This window comes from Corynebacterium sp. CNCTC7651, assembly GCF_021496665.1.
Taxonomy (GTDB): domain Bacteria; phylum Actinomycetota; class Actinomycetes; order Mycobacteriales; family Mycobacteriaceae; genus Corynebacterium.
Genome location: NZ_CP071246.1, coordinates 416,043 through 428,826 on the forward strand (window position 1 = coordinate 416,043; position 12,784 = coordinate 428,826).

Annotated in this window: 14 protein-coding genes; 8 read left to right on the forward strand and 6 right to left on the reverse strand. The window is 66.1% G+C overall.

Annotated elements, in window-relative coordinates; genetic code table 11:
• Window positions 1–23 precede the first annotated feature (23 nt).
• From JZY91_RS02030 to JZY91_RS02040, 3 genes are read left to right on the forward strand one after another with little or no spacing between them, the layout of a single operon-like run.
• Window positions 24–401: a holo-ACP synthase gene (locus tag JZY91_RS02030; protein WP_234948333.1), complete on the forward strand. Its 378-nt coding sequence runs from the start codon at window positions 24–26 to the stop codon at window positions 399–401.
• A gap of 30 nt (window positions 402–431) precedes the next feature.
• Window positions 432–1,154: a biotin--[acetyl-CoA-carboxylase] ligase gene (locus tag JZY91_RS02035; protein ID WP_234948334.1), complete on the forward strand. Its 723-nt coding sequence runs from the start codon at window positions 432–434 to the stop codon at window positions 1,152–1,154.
• Between the two features lie 14 nt (window positions 1,155–1,168).
• Window positions 1,169–1,630, forward strand: a complete 462-nt coding sequence (locus tag JZY91_RS02040; RefSeq protein ID WP_234948335.1) for a hypothetical protein — start codon at window positions 1,169–1,171, stop codon at window positions 1,628–1,630.
• An 11-nt stretch (window positions 1,631–1,641) separates the two neighbouring features.
• On the opposite strand, the gene budA is transcribed toward JZY91_RS02040, so the two are convergent.
• Window positions 1,642–2,370: an acetolactate decarboxylase gene (gene budA / locus JZY91_RS02045; protein WP_234948336.1), complete on the reverse strand. Its 729-nt coding sequence runs from the start codon at window positions 2,368–2,370 to the stop codon at window positions 1,642–1,644.
• Window positions 2,371–2,467: 97 nt separating this feature from the next.
• Between budA and JZY91_RS02050 the strand changes: the two genes are divergently transcribed.
• The 4 genes from JZY91_RS02050 (at window position 2,468) to JZY91_RS02065 (ending at window position 5,906) form a co-directional block, all read left to right on the forward strand.
• Complete coding sequence (locus JZY91_RS02050) at window positions 2,468–3,652, forward strand: 5-(carboxyamino)imidazole ribonucleotide synthase (protein ID WP_255695747.1); 1,185 nt, start codon at window positions 2,468–2,470, stop codon at window positions 3,650–3,652.
• A gap of 4 nt (window positions 3,653–3,656) precedes the next feature.
• A complete protein-coding gene (gene purE / locus JZY91_RS02055) occupies window positions 3,657–4,157 on the forward strand; it encodes a 5-(carboxyamino)imidazole ribonucleotide mutase (RefSeq protein WP_234948337.1) in 501 nt (166 codons plus the stop codon).
• On the forward strand, window positions 4,150–4,629 hold the full coding sequence (locus JZY91_RS02060; RefSeq protein WP_234948338.1) for a YdcF family protein: 480 nt from the start codon (window positions 4,150–4,152) through the stop codon (window positions 4,627–4,629). Before purE ends, JZY91_RS02060 begins: the two co-directional genes overlap by 8 nt.
• A gap of 158 nt (window positions 4,630–4,787) precedes the next feature.
• Window positions 4,788–5,906: an HNH endonuclease signature motif containing protein gene (locus JZY91_RS02065; protein WP_234948339.1), complete on the forward strand. Its 1,119-nt coding sequence runs from the start codon at window positions 4,788–4,790 to the stop codon at window positions 5,904–5,906.
• Window positions 5,907–5,910: 4 nt separating this feature from the next.
• Here the strand turns inward: JZY91_RS02065 and JZY91_RS02070 are convergent, their stop codons facing one another.
• The 5 genes from JZY91_RS02070 to JZY91_RS02090 form a co-directional block, all read right to left on the reverse strand.
• Window positions 5,911–6,732: a carbohydrate ABC transporter permease gene (locus JZY91_RS02070; protein ID WP_234948340.1), complete on the reverse strand. Its 822-nt coding sequence runs from the start codon at window positions 6,730–6,732 to the stop codon at window positions 5,911–5,913.
• The gene (locus JZY91_RS02075; RefSeq protein ID WP_234948341.1) at window positions 6,729–7,937 is read right to left on the reverse strand and encodes a carbohydrate ABC transporter permease; all 1,209 of its coding nucleotides are present in this window, start codon (window positions 7,935–7,937) and stop codon (window positions 6,729–6,731) included. The genes JZY91_RS02070 and JZY91_RS02075 overlap by 4 nt, the downstream gene beginning before the upstream one ends.
• Window positions 7,938–8,048: 111 nt before the next feature.
• Window positions 8,049–9,359, reverse strand: a complete 1,311-nt coding sequence (locus JZY91_RS02080; protein ID WP_234948342.1) for an ABC transporter substrate-binding protein — start codon at window positions 9,357–9,359, stop codon at window positions 8,049–8,051.
• A gap of 124 nt (window positions 9,360–9,483) precedes the next feature.
• Complete coding sequence (locus JZY91_RS02085) at window positions 9,484–10,143, reverse strand: TIGR03089 family protein (protein WP_234948343.1); 660 nt, start codon at window positions 10,141–10,143, stop codon at window positions 9,484–9,486.
• Window positions 10,144–10,163: 20 nt separating this feature from the next.
• The gene (locus tag JZY91_RS02090; RefSeq protein WP_234948344.1) at window positions 10,164–11,771 is read right to left on the reverse strand and encodes an LCP family protein; all 1,608 of its coding nucleotides are present in this window, start codon (window positions 11,769–11,771) and stop codon (window positions 10,164–10,166) included.
• Window positions 11,772–11,869: 98 nt separating this feature from the next.
• Here JZY91_RS02090 and JZY91_RS02095 point away from each other — a divergent pair, with 98 nt between their 5' ends.
• A complete protein-coding gene (locus tag JZY91_RS02095; protein WP_234948345.1) occupies window positions 11,870–12,775 on the forward strand; it encodes a glycosyltransferase family 2 protein in 906 nt (301 codons plus the stop codon).
• Window positions 12,776–12,784: the final 9 nt, after the last annotated feature.

A 12,784-nucleotide genomic window follows, 5' to 3' on the forward strand; every position in this document is an offset into this window, starting at 1 on the left:
GACTTTGAAGAAGGGCGGGGCAGGTGGCGGTAGGGGTAGACATCGTGCACGTCCCGGCGTTTGCGGCTCAGTTGCGCATTCCGGGCACGCTTTTCGACGCTTCCTTCACACCCCGCGAGCTCCGCACCTGCGCCGAGAAGCCGGACCGGGAGGCGTCGCTGGCCGCGCGCTGGGCCGCGAAGGAGGCGTACCTGAAAGCGTGGTCCAACACGGCGTACGGTGCGGCGCCCGTGGTCGCGCGCGACGCGGTGAACTTCGCGGAAATTGAGGTGGTGGCGGACGCGCACGGGCGTGTCGCCATCGCGCTGCGTGGGAGTCTCGCGGAGATCGCGCCGCCGGCCGCGTCGCTGTCTCTGAGCCACGACGGCGACTACGCGATCGCCGTCTGCGAAGTGCCCTAACGCGCGGGCGGCGGGCTACCCTTGGAAACCATGACAGTTTCCGACATCCAACGCATCCAAGACGCCGTCGCCGAGTATTGGCCGGACGTGCGCTGGGTGGAATCCACCGGTTCCACGAACGCGGACATGCTCGCGGACGGCGAGCCCGGCACGGTACTCATCGCGGACGAGCAAACCGACGGCAAAGGCCGCCTGGGCCGCCACTGGGTGTCGCCGAAAGGCGCGCAGCTGGCGATGAGCATGGTGCTCGACGCGTCGAAACACCCGGGCGATTTCGGCCTATTGTCCATCGCGCCGGGCGTAGCGGTCACCGACATCGTGCCGGAGGCGCGTCTGAAGTGGCCGAACGACGTGCAGATCCGCGGCAAGAAGATCGCCGGCATCCTCTCTGGGCTCGCGATGCCGAAGGTTGTCGTCGGCATCGGCATCAACGTAGTCATGCGCGAGGAGGATCTGCCCACGGACACCTCCACGGCGCTCAACCTCGAGGGCATCGACGTGGATTTCGACGATTTCACCATCGACATCCTCACCGCCATGGGCCGCCGCCTCCAGCAGTGGCAGACGGGCGACCCGCAGCTGCTCGCCGACTACCGGGCCGTCTGCTCCACCATCGGCCAGCCGGTGCGCATTGAGCTTCACGACGGTGTCGTGACCGGCGTCGTCGACGATGTCAACGATGCGGGCGAAGTAATCATCGACGGCACCGCCTACGCCGTCGGCGACGTGTTCCACCTGCGCCCGAGCGAGTAGGGCCGGATCCAGCTATGGCGCGCAGGCCCGGATTTGCACTCGGCGAGGGGGAAGTAGTCCTCGCCGACGTTTCCGCACCGCTGAGCACGCTAATCTTCCCGCTGCTGGAGCTCATCGTGATCACGGGCATCGCCTGGATCGCAATCGGCTGGATGGATGTCACGCCCGGCGTCGAGCCCTTCGTGCGCAACGCGGTAGTGCTTGTGTGGCTGCTACTCGCCCTTTGGCGTTTCGGCGTGCCTGTTGTGCGTTCTCGCCGCCGCCGGTTCTTGGTCACGGATCACCGCATCCTCGCCCGCGGTCGCAGCGGCGGGGTGGATTCCATCCCGCACCGCCAGATCCACTCCGTGGGCAGGGAGCACGGCGGCATCACCGTCGCCATCTACGGCTACGAGCGCCCAATCCACTTCGAGCAAGTGGGCAAAACGCGCGCGGTGGAGCGCGTTATCGGGGAGCAGCTTGCTTATCGACGCTAACTTTTCACCCCTTAGCTTTTGACTTCCGTCGCGTGGATCTGCGCGTCGAGGTCTTCCGGGGCGAGGTCGCTGTTTTGGAACTCGGCCGTGATCGGCAGGTGCAATTCCATATCGGTGCCCGGGCAGAGTTCGATCACGGCGTCCTCCACCGTGTAATCGAGCACGTGGCCGCCGCTCGTGTGGTCGGCGGTGATGAAATGCACGTGGCACCCGGGCACACCGATGCCTTTCGCGTAGCCCGGGGTGCGGAATCCGCCGATCACGCCCTCGATGTCCGTGAAGCGGTGCTCCTGATCGTCGCCCACGGCCTCAGCCATCGGCGGGTACGGCTTTGTTTGCTTGGACACTGTCCGGGTCACCACTTCGCTGAACCGGCCGGTGATGCGCACGGCGTAGAAGAAGTTCGCGCTCGGCTCCAAGCTGTCGATGAACGAGGACAAATCGCTGCGCACCATCCCGCGCGGCGCGTCAACGCGAATGCGGGGGACAAAGTTGGTCACCACCGTGAACGGGGTCCGTTGGTCCAGGTCCGCCACGCGCGCCTTGCCGTCGCTGGTGAGCTGGTGGCACACGCCGTCCAGGATCAGCATCTCCCCGTCGAGCCCGTCGAACGTGCCCAATCCAAAGTTGCCCTTGGACAAGATCTCTCCGATGGTGAGCTCGCCGTCATAAATACCGTCGAGGAGCGCGGTCATGAGCGAGTTCTGGAAGATGGTGTGCCGCTGGATACTCTCCGCCATGCCGCCATCGTAGCCACAGACACCGTGCCCGGAGACCGCCGTGCCCGGAGATTGCCGTGTCCGGAGACCGCCGTGTCCGGAGACTACAGTGTGGGGGGTGAATAGCTATGGGATGCCGGTGGTCGCCGTGGTTGGCGACGGCCAGCTGGCACGGATGATGCAGACTGAGGCAATCGAGCTGGGCATCGAGACGCGCGTGCTCGCCGGCGCGCCCGATGAATCCGCGGCGCAGGTATTCGGCGACGTGCGCATCGGCGACTACACCGACCTCGCTGACTTGGAAGCGATCGCCGCCGGCGCGGACGCAGTCACCTTCGACCACGAGCACGTGCCCAACGAGTACGCGCAGACGCTTATCGACGACGGCATCACCGTCGAACCCCGCCCCGGCGCCCTGATTTTCGCCCAGGACAAGCTGGAGCAGCGCCGCCGCCTTAAAGACCTCGGCGCCCCGGTGCCGGAGTTCGCCCCGATCACGTCCACGGCCGACGCCGAAGCTTTCTGGGACCAGGTCGACGGAGCGGTGTGCCTGAAAGCCACTCGCGGTGGGTATGACGGCCACGGGGTGTGGTTTCCGTCGTCGAAAAGCGAGTGCTCCGAGCTGGTCGCGGACCTGCTCGGGCGGGACGTGCCGCTGATGGCGGAGCGCAAGATTGCGTTCGACCGCGAGCTGTCCGCGATGGTCGCGCGCACGCGATCCGGCGAGGTGCGCGCGTGGCCGGTGGTGGAATCGCAGCAGGAGAACGGGATTTGCCGCGTGGCGATTTCGCCCGCGCCGGGGCTCGCGCCCGAGCTGGAGCGGGAGTGCCGCGAGCTTGCGTGCAGGATTGCGGAAGAGCTGGACGTGACCGGTGTGCTCGCGGTCGAGCTGTTCGAAGCCGGCGGAAAGGTGCAGGTCAACGAGCTTGCAATGCGCCCGCACAACACCGGGCACTGGACGCAGGACGGCTGCGTGACCTCGCAGTTCGAGCAGCACCTGCGCGCCGTGCTGGACTGGCCGCTCGGTTCGACTGAGCCCACCGCGCCGGTGACGGTGATGGTGAACACGCTCGGCGGCGAGCAGCGGCCCGAGATGCCGGTCGCGGCGCGCGTCGCCGAAGTCATGCGCCGCTACCCGCAGGTCAAGGTGCACCTCTACGGCAAGACGTACCGCGCGGGGCGCAAGATGGGGCACGTGAACGTCACCGCGGATACGCTCGAGGAGGCACTCGCGGTGGCGGAGGACGCTGCCGAGTTCCTGGTCAACGCAACGTGGCGCGACAAGCGCAGCGAAGGAGAATAGGGATATGCAACCGCTCGTCGGCCTGATTATGGGCTCCGATTCCGACTGGGACACCGTCGCCCCCGCCGCCGAGGTGCTGCGCGACTTCGAGGTGCCGTTCGAGGTGGGCGTGGTTTCCGCGCACCGCACGCCGGAGAAAATGCTGGCGTACGCGAAGCAGGCGCACACGCGCGGGCTGAAGGCGATTATCGCGTGTGCAGGCGGCGCGGCGCACCTGCCTGGCATGGTCGCGGCGGCGACGCCCCTGCCGGTGATCGGCATCCCGCGCGCGCTGGCTGACCTCGACGGGCTCGATTCGCTGCTGTCTATCGTGCAGATGCCGGGCGGCGTGCCGGTTGCCACCGTCTCTATCGGCGGCGCGAAGAACGCGGGCCTGCTTGCCGTGCGCATCCTGGGCGCCGGCGACCCGGCGCTGGTGGAGAAGATGGCGACGTACCAGGCGGATCTCGCGGCCGAGGTAGAGCGCAAGGACGCCGCGCTGCGCGAGCGCCTGCTTGGTGGGTAACCAGCCCATCGTGGTGCTCGGCGCCCGTATCGTCGACGGGCGCCCCTCCCGCATGCTTGCTTCACGCTTATCGACGGCTGCGTCCCACCAACTCGCCCACCCCGGGCCAATCGTCGTCACTGGGCGCGGCGAGGCGGAGCCGATGGCCGCCTGGCTCGTGGAACACGGTGTAGAGCCGGAGGGAATTGTTGTCGAACCTGCGGCGACCTCGACGAATGAGAATCTGGAGCGCGCCCGGGCGCTGTTTCCGGACGCGCCGCGTCTGACGGTGGTGACCAATCGTTTCCACGTGCCGCGCACCAGGATTTGGGCGCGGCATTTGGGCATTCCGATCGACGTGGTCGCGGCGCCGATGCCGGCCGGTCGGCCGCTGATGAACCTGAAACAGTATGCGCGCGAGATTTCCGCCGTGCCGCATTCGCTCGCGCGGGTGGCGTGGCGCCGAGCGAAGCGCCGGTTCGAGCGCCCTTAGAGCGCGCCCGAGTCCCGGCGCTCCCGTGTTCCGTCGGCCCCGCTCGCCATGCGCGTGAGCTGGGCATTTTCAATAAGCTGTGGAAAGCGGATCAGTTATCCACAGGCAACAGCGGCGCGCGCTTGGCCAATCGTTTGCCTTTGCCTAGCGTGCGGGGTATGAACGATTTCGACCAACTCATCAAGTTTGTAGCCACCCTCCGGTCCCTGGCTGGGTTCAATCAGGAGAAGGCACTCGACGCAGGGGTGGACCCTGCGCGAGTGCGCGCGTGGAAAGAACTCCACGAGGTGTATTACGCGCCGACGCACGCCGCCGGCAAGCAGCGCCTCGCCCGCGAGGCCGCGATTCGGCAGGAACTGTCCCTCGACCAACTTGTGGCCCTAGAGCGGCGGCTCAAGGCAATCAAACACACCCGGACGCGGAACAAGCTGCGTTTGGAGGCGCTCAGTGTACGGGGGCGCTACAAGAGTTTCGTCGAGAAGCTGAAGGCGATCATTCCGCCGAAGCCGAAGGATCCACCGCGCGACTCGATTTGGGTGTCTTCTTCACGCCAGGGCAAGCGCCGGATGGTGATCAGCGCGCCGGAGCGCTTCATCGCGGACTTGGAGCACTTCCTGCGCCAGAAGCACGAAAAGGGCACGTCGATGGCGGAGCACATGCTCGAACGGTTTACCGCGTTCGTGCGGGGCAAGCTTGAGCTTGACGACGGCGGAGGAGGCGGTGGCGGCAGCGCAGGGGCGGTGCCCGAAGCCGCGCCGCGCCCGATTATCGCGATCCCGTTGCCGGATTGGGTCAAGATTCAGCAGGGCCAGGGCGATGAGGTCGCCCTCACCCTCACCGACGGGACAACGATGACGGGTGCCGAGTATCTGAACCACTACGCGGCGACGGTGGAGAACCATCTCGAGGCCGCGCTGTTCCACCCGAAGGAGGGCGCGGTGAACCTGTACCGGACCCAGCGGTTTGCAAACCAGAAGCAGCGCGACCTGGCGCGGATGGTCAACCCGGGTTGCCCGCTGCCCGGGTGCCGCCACGGCGCGGACGCGTGCGAGATCCACCACATCACAGCGTGGAAGCACGGCGGTGAGACTAACCTAGATAACCTCGCGCCGGTGTGCAGCTACCACAACGGCACGAATGACGATGACCCCGGCGTGCACCGCCGCGGCCGGATCGTGTTCATGAACGGGATGCCGGTGTGGCGTTCGCCCCGCGGGTACCTGGTGAGCAACTCGGTGCACCCGCAGGGTGCGATGCAGTCCCTGTTCGCCCGCTAACTGGCTAGCCCTTCACACCGCCGGCGGTCAGACCGGACACAATGCGGCGCTGGAACACCAGCACCATGATGATCAGCGGAATGGTCACCAGCGAGCCGGCAGCCATGATCGCGGCGTACGGGTACTCGAAAGCACTCGGACCGCTGAAACGCGCGATTGCCACGGTGACCGGCTCCGTCGCCGTCGTGGAAAGCTGGCGCGCCAGCATGAACTCGTTCCACGTGGTGATGAACGCGATGATCGCGGTCGTGAAAATCGCCGGCGCCGCGAGTGGCAGCAGCACGAGGCGGAAGGCTTGGCCGCGGGTGGCGCCGTCGACACGCGCTGCTTCTTCGAGCTCCCACGGCAGTTGCTGGAAGAACGAGATCAGGGTGTACACCGTCAGCGGCAGCGCGAAGGAGATGTTGGGGATGATCATCGCGCGGTAGGTGCCAATCCAGTTCAGGTCGCCGAACAGTTGGAACAGCGGCGTGACCAGCGCGATGCCCGGGAACATCGACGCCGCGAGAATGATGCCGGTGATAATGCCCTTGCCGGGGAAATCCAGCCGCGCGAGCGCGTACGCGGTGAACACGCCGACGAGCACGGCCAGCGCAGTGGTGGACAGCGAGATGATCAGCGAGTTACCGATCGCCCCGAGAAAATCGTTGCCTTTGTCGGTCGCCAGCGCGTCGCGGAAGTTGTCCAGCGTCACGTGCGTGGGCCACGGCGTGGTGTCAAACGTGTAGCGCTTGTCGCGCAGCGCGGTCACCAGCATCCAATAGAACGGGGCGAGCCCCCAAATCATGATGAAGATGACGCCCAGGTAGTGTCCGATTTTCTTCATCGCGCTGCCTCCTGCAGTCGAGCGTCCATTGGTTCCGCGTCTTGGGCCGTTGCTTTACGACGCTTCCTTCCCCGCGCCTTCGCCCCCTTGGTCGCCTTCGGTTCGCGCACCGCACCTCCCACGTCGGCGCCGAGGAAGCGGATCATGATGAACGCCACGGCGAAGATGAGCAGGAAGATGAGCGTCGACAGCGCAGAAGCCGAATTGAAGTTGCCTTGGCGCATGTCCTCGACCACAAGCTGCGAGATCGTTGCGGTGGGGGAGTTGGAGGACCCGGAGATCATGATCACCGGCAGGTCGTACATGCGCAGCGCGTCAAGGGTGCGGAAGAGCACCGCCACCATCAGTGCCGGTCGCACTAGCGGCAGGGTGATGCGGGTGAAGGATTGCCATGCCGAGGCGCCGTCGACACGAGCTGCTTCGTACACGTCCTTCGGGATCATTTGCAGACCGGCGAGGATGAGCAGGGCCATGAACGGGGTGGTCTTCCACACGTCGGCGATGATCACCGCAAACCTGGCGGCCCAGGGGTCGGTGGTCCACGCGATGTTTTGCCCCAGCAGAGAGTTGACGATGCCGTTCGGGGCGAACATGAACTGCCACAACTTCGCGGTCACAGCGGTCGGAATCGCCCAAGGGATGAGCACCGCTGCGCGGATGAGCGCCCGGACTCTCGACGGATGATTCATGATCAGCGCCATCGCCATGCCCAGCACCGCTTCGAGCGCCACCGTGACCACGGTGAAGAAGAGGGTGATGCGGACCGCGGGCCAGAAGTCCGTGGCCAGCACGCCGGGCGGGCAGGTGCCGACAACTCCCGACGGGCTCATGCACCGGTTTGTGATCCAATAAAGGTAGTTATCCAGCCCAGCGAAACCGCCATCCACGAACACGCCTGTTTTCGGGTCGAGGTGACGGTTGGCCTGGAACGAAAGCCAGATCGCGCGCAGGATCGGGTATCCGATGACGATGGCAAGCACCGCCAACGCCGGCGCGACCAGCGCGTAGGCCTTGCCCGCGTCTTGTCTGCTGCGCTTGCGCTTGCCAACGCTGCCGGTGCCAACGCTGCCAGTGCCAACGCTGCCAGTGCCGTCGCGACGTGCTGCGACGCCGCGGCTGTCATCGCCGCGGTTGGCACCGCCGCGGCTGGCACCGTTCCTGCTCGGTTCTTCCCCGGAAGCCCGGGGAGTGAGGGCTGTGCTCATGAGCGAGTTCCCTTGCTGCTTTGGAGATTGCTTTGGAGATTGGAGGTGGGGGAAAACGGGCGAACGCCCGCTGACGGAAGAGATCCGTGGCGGGCGTTTGCGCGGGGAGTGTTACTGGGCCTGCTTGATGGCAGCAGCCATGTCCTTGGTTGCGTCGTCGACGCTCTTGCCGGAGGTCAGGGCTGCGTAAGCGTTGTCCTGGATCGCCTTGGAGATGGCCGGGTAGAACGGGGAAACCGGACGCGGCTTCGCGTTCTCCAGGGACTCCTTGAGCGCCGGGAGGTACGGGTGCTCCTTGATCAGGTCGGCATCGTCGTAGATGGAGGCCAGCACCGGCGGGAAGGACGCCTCCGCGAAGGAGAGCTGGTTCTCCTCGGAGACGATGAACTCGATGAAGTCGCGGGCAGTTGCCTTGTGCTTCGAGTTGATGTTGATGCCGTTGTTGTAGCCGCCGAGGGTGGAGGCGCCCACGCCCTTCTCGCCAACGAGCGGCTGCACCTCGAAGTTCAGGCCAGCTTCCTCAGCGTTGGAGTACATGTACGGCCAGTTGATCGCGAAAGCGGTCTTGCCCTCGGTGAACGCGAGGTTGGTCTCCTCCTCGGTTGCGGCGGTGGAACCCTTGGCGATGGTGCCGTCTGCGTAAGCGTCGACAAGCGCCTGCAGGCCGGCCTTCGCCTCTGCGGACTCGACGGTCGGCTCGCCGGAGGAGTCAATGACCTCGCCGCCCCAGCCGTGGATGAAGCCGAGGGTGTTCACGGTCAGGCCTTCGTACTGCTTCAGCTGGGTGGTCAGGCAGTCGGTCTCGATGGCTTCGCAAGCAGACTTGATGTCGGCGAAGGTGTCCGGGGCGTCCGGGATGACATCGACGTTGCGGAACAGCAGCTGGCCGTTGGTGTTCTGCGGCAGGGCGTAGAGCTTGCCGTTGTAGGTGGCGGAGTCAACGGTGGACTGCAGCAGCTTAGAGGTGTCCACTGCGTAGTCGCCCTCGAGCGGCTCCAGCCACTGGTTGGCGGCGAAGTCCGCGGTCCACACCACGTCGAGCGCCATGACGTCGTAGTCTGAGTTGCCTGCCTGGAGGGACTGCACGAGGGTGTCGCGCTGGTCGTCGGCTTCACCGGCGAGCTCCTTCAGGGTCACCTGCTCGTCTGCGTGCTCGGCGTTCCACTTCTCAATGATCGGGATGATCTTGTCGGTGTCGTTGCGGCCCATGGCGAAGGTGATCGGGCCACGGTCCTCGGCGGCTGCCTTGTCGGAGCCAGCGGCGGAGGAATCAGCTGCGGAGGTTGCAGCCTCGGAGGCCGAGGTTGCAGCGGAGGTCGCCGCGGTGTTGTCGTTGCCGTTCGAGCAAGCCACCAGGGCGACGGAGGACAGGGCGAGGGCGCACAGTGCGGCGCCGGTCCTACGGGTTGCGTGCAGGTTCATACACAGGCCTTTCAAATCGGAGGTGCCTACAATTTAAAAGAACCACACAGCGAAAACTGCAATTCTGCGTGTTTACCCATCATCGGGGGTAGAGCAGGGGTAATGCGGGCAAAACAACGGCAGCTTAACGTGCTGTTAAGACACTCGTTACCTTCTCCGAAGCCATAATCTGCTCGCGCCGTTCCGCTGACATCAGCCCGGACGCAAGCACGACCGAGCCCCCGGCAGCCAGCGGCGCGAGCACGTACTCCTCGAACTGCTCCGCGTCCTCCCACGCGGGAATCAGGTACCGCGCCGCGTCGATTCCGTCGCGCATCCACTGCGCCAACTCCGGGCTCGCGCCCAGGTACTGGTCGCCGTAGAACCGCACGGTCGGGCCAAAATCCACCGCGCCGAGGGGTAACTCGCCCCCGGATTCGACTACGCCGCGCCCAAACGGGTCGGCGGAAACCACGGCGCAGTCCGGCACATCTGCCCATAGCTCGAAGCGTTCGGGGCTGGTAAACACGACGTCGGCAAGCAACGTGCCCCCGAACGCCGGCCGCCGTCCGGAAGCGTACGTGCCAAGCGCGATGACTGCGGCCTGCCAGGACGCGGGCAGATCGATGAGTACGGTTGCGTCCGGTTCGAGCTCGAACTCCTCGTCGAGCATGTTCGCCACCTTGCACGCCCAGTTGTCCAGCGTGAGGGCGGAAAACTCCATGCGGGTGTCGCGCGCCTCGTCGTAGACGGTGAGGCGCGGGCTGGCCGGATCGCTGGCGATAAGCGGCGAAAGCATGTTCATGCCCGCCCAGACTAGGCCAATTAGTTCACGCAGCGCGGGCCCGTGCCGCCCGCGTTCAGCTCCGGCGCGGCGTCGGTGGCACCGAAATCGGAGCCAGGCGTGCCGACGTTCGGTTGTTCAACCTCATCGCCTGCGCCATCCTGGCCCGCACCGTCCTCGAACGCCGCTGGTCCCATGTAATCGGCGGCGACGACCACGATGAGGCTGTTCGGCTCCAGACCGTCGTTCGCTGTGACGGGGAGCCCGCCGAGCAACTCCGCGAGCTCGAGCGCGGCGGGATCCTCCGGGTTCGCGGCCACGATCTGGGAGCGGCTGTATACGCCCTCCATAGCGTTGGACACGTTGGCGACGGTCATGCCGGCGTCAGTAAGGAACCCGGCAACCGCGGTGGCCTGGCGCGGGGGAGCTTCGGAGTTGAGCACGTACGCCTCGGCAGCTGTCAGCGCGGCGCTGAGTTCCGGCAGGGCGCCGTCGGTCGGCGTGGCGTCGGCGTCCTCGGCGTCCTCCTCCTGCGCAAGCTGGTCGGCCATGAAGCGGTGCACTTCTGCCACATCCACGGTCACGATGGATTCGCCGTAGTCGCCCACGCCATTGACGGAGGTGACCGGGATGGTGGTGAACGTGACGTTACCGCCGGCCAGGCCGGACATCTGCTGCGCCAGGCCCATCACGTCCCACCCCTGGTCGATGGTCACGGAACGCTCGGCCGCATTCGCCAGGTCGCGCAGCCGCGCGGGGTTGGCCAGCGTGCCGGCGGAGAGCATTTTGCGCACCAGCGACGCCATGTACGCCTGCTGCCGCACGATGCGGTCCAGGTCGCCGCGCGGCAAGTCGTGGCGCTGGCGCACGAACGACAACGCCTGCGCACCGTCCAGCGTCTGCACGCCGGCGGGGAAATTCGCGCCGGAAAGGGGCTCGTTAACCGCCTCGTTCAGGCACACCTCAACGCCGCCCACCGCGTCGGTGAGCAGCACGAAACCGAGCAGGCCCACCTGCGCGAAGTGGTCCACCTCCACGCCGGTCAGGTCCGCAACCGCCTGGATCAGCCCCTCTTGGCCGGCGCGCGCGACCTGCTGCTCCATCTGCTGGCCGGGGGCCATGCCGCGCTCCACCAGCTCTTCGCGCTTCTCCGCCGCGTGCGCGCCGTACACGCCGTTGATTTTGAGGTTGCCGTATTCCTCGGTGTGCACATACGTGTCGCGCGGGATGGACACGGCGGTGGCGCGAGACCCGTCGGCCGGAATGCGCACCACCATGATCGTGTCGGTGTTCACCTCGCCGTCCGCGATGCCGGCGTTCAGCCGCGCGAGCTCCTCCTCGGACAACGGCTGGCCCTGGGCATCGGTGCGCGAGTCCGACCCCACAAGCAGGATGTCTACCGCGCCGTCCAGCGTTTCCTCGCTCTTCTTTTCTTTGCTTTTCGACGGCGGCTTCAACTCCAACTCGGAAGCACTCAGCTGGTCCCCAATCCGGCCAACCGCCAGGTAACCCACACCCGACGTGACCAGAACAGCTGCCGAAAGGAATGCCAGCACCCCTTTCACTACGGGGTGCCCGGCTTGGCTGACGTCCCTCACACGGGAGGGGGCCGGCTGGATGTCCCGGGCGCGCCTGTAGTTGTCAGTCACAGCGGGAAAGTATACGGCACCGTGGCCCTCACCTCCGCCGATAGCGTGCGTGTGGCTGCCGTGTGAGCGCGATACGGCTGGGTAAGCTGTGGCCCATTGTGAAATCCGATGTTTCGAATCTTCCGCTTGCCGTGGTGACGGTGACGTACTCGCCCGGGCGCCATCTTGGCGAGCTCATCGAAAGCCTCGCCCAGGCAACCTCGCGGCGCACTGTATTACTGTGCGCCGATAACGGCTCCACCGACGGTGTGCCGGAGGCGGCTGCCCGGGAGCACGAAAACGTGGAGTTTCTGCCCACCGGCGGCAACATCGGCTACGGCGCGGCAATCAACGCGGCGGCACGCGCGCTGAAACCGCGCCGCGCCGCGGGGGAGATTGACCCGCACTGCTTCCTCATCGTGAATCCGGATGTGACGTTTGATCAAGCGAGCGTCGATACGCTCCTGCAATGCCTGGATGCCGCGCCGAAAGCGGGTGCCGTCGGTCCGCGGATCGAGGAAGCGGACGGTTCCGTGTACCCCAGCGCCCGGGAGGTGCCTGGCCTTGTCAGCGGAATCGGGCACGCGCTGCTGGGCAACGTGTGGCCGAACAACCCGTTCTCGGTGGCGTACCGCGCGGCTAACGACATGAGCACGCAGCGAAACGCCGGCTGGCTATCGGGCGCGTGCCTGATGGTGCGGTGGGAAGCGTTCGAGGCCGTCGGCGGATTCGATGAACGCTACTTCATGTATCTCGAGGACATTGATTTCGGCGATCGGCTTTCGCGGGCGGGGTGGGACAACCTCTACTGCCCGTCGTCGGTCATTCATCACGACCAAGGGCACGTTGCCGGCAAGCACAAGCGCGTGACCGTGCCCGCGCACCACGCTTCCGCCTACCGTTTCCAGCGCGACCGGCACCCGCACTGGTGGCAGGCACCGCTGCGGGCCGTACTGTGGGGCGGGTTGCAGGTGCGCTCGGCGGTTGCGCTGCGGCAGGCCGCCCGCGCACGGAAAAGAACGTAAAGGAATACA

What these genes read in the sequence shown, in the direction of transcription:
- JZY91_RS02080 (WP_234948342.1), bottom strand. Translation starts at nt 9,359, where the DNA reads ATGAACCTGCACGCAACCCGTAGGACCGGCGCCGCACTGTGCGCCCTC.
- purE (WP_234948337.1), top strand. Translation starts at nt 3,657, where the DNA reads ATGCAACCGCTCGTCGGCCTGATTATGGGCTCCGATTCCGACTGGGAC.
- JZY91_RS02040 (WP_234948335.1), top strand. Translation starts at nt 1,169, where the DNA reads ATGGCGCGCAGGCCCGGATTTGCACTCGGCGAGGGGGAAGTAGTCCTC.
- JZY91_RS02065 (WP_234948339.1), top strand. Translation starts at nt 4,788, where the DNA reads ATGAACGATTTCGACCAACTCATCAAGTTTGTAGCCACCCTCCGGTCC.
- budA (WP_234948336.1), bottom strand. Translation starts at nt 2,370, where the DNA reads ATGGCGGAGAGTATCCAGCGGCACACCATCTTCCAGAACTCGCTCATG.
- JZY91_RS02035 (WP_234948334.1), top strand. Translation starts at nt 432, where the DNA reads ATGACAGTTTCCGACATCCAACGCATCCAAGACGCCGTCGCCGAGTAT.
- JZY91_RS02085 (WP_234948343.1), bottom strand. Translation starts at nt 10,143, where the DNA reads ATGAACATGCTTTCGCCGCTTATCGCCAGCGATCCGGCCAGCCCGCGC.
- JZY91_RS02075 (WP_234948341.1), bottom strand. Translation starts at nt 7,937, where the DNA reads ATGAGCACAGCCCTCACTCCCCGGGCTTCCGGGGAAGAACCGAGCAGG.
- JZY91_RS02070 (WP_234948340.1), bottom strand. Translation starts at nt 6,732, where the DNA reads ATGAAGAAAATCGGACACTACCTGGGCGTCATCTTCATCATGATTTGG.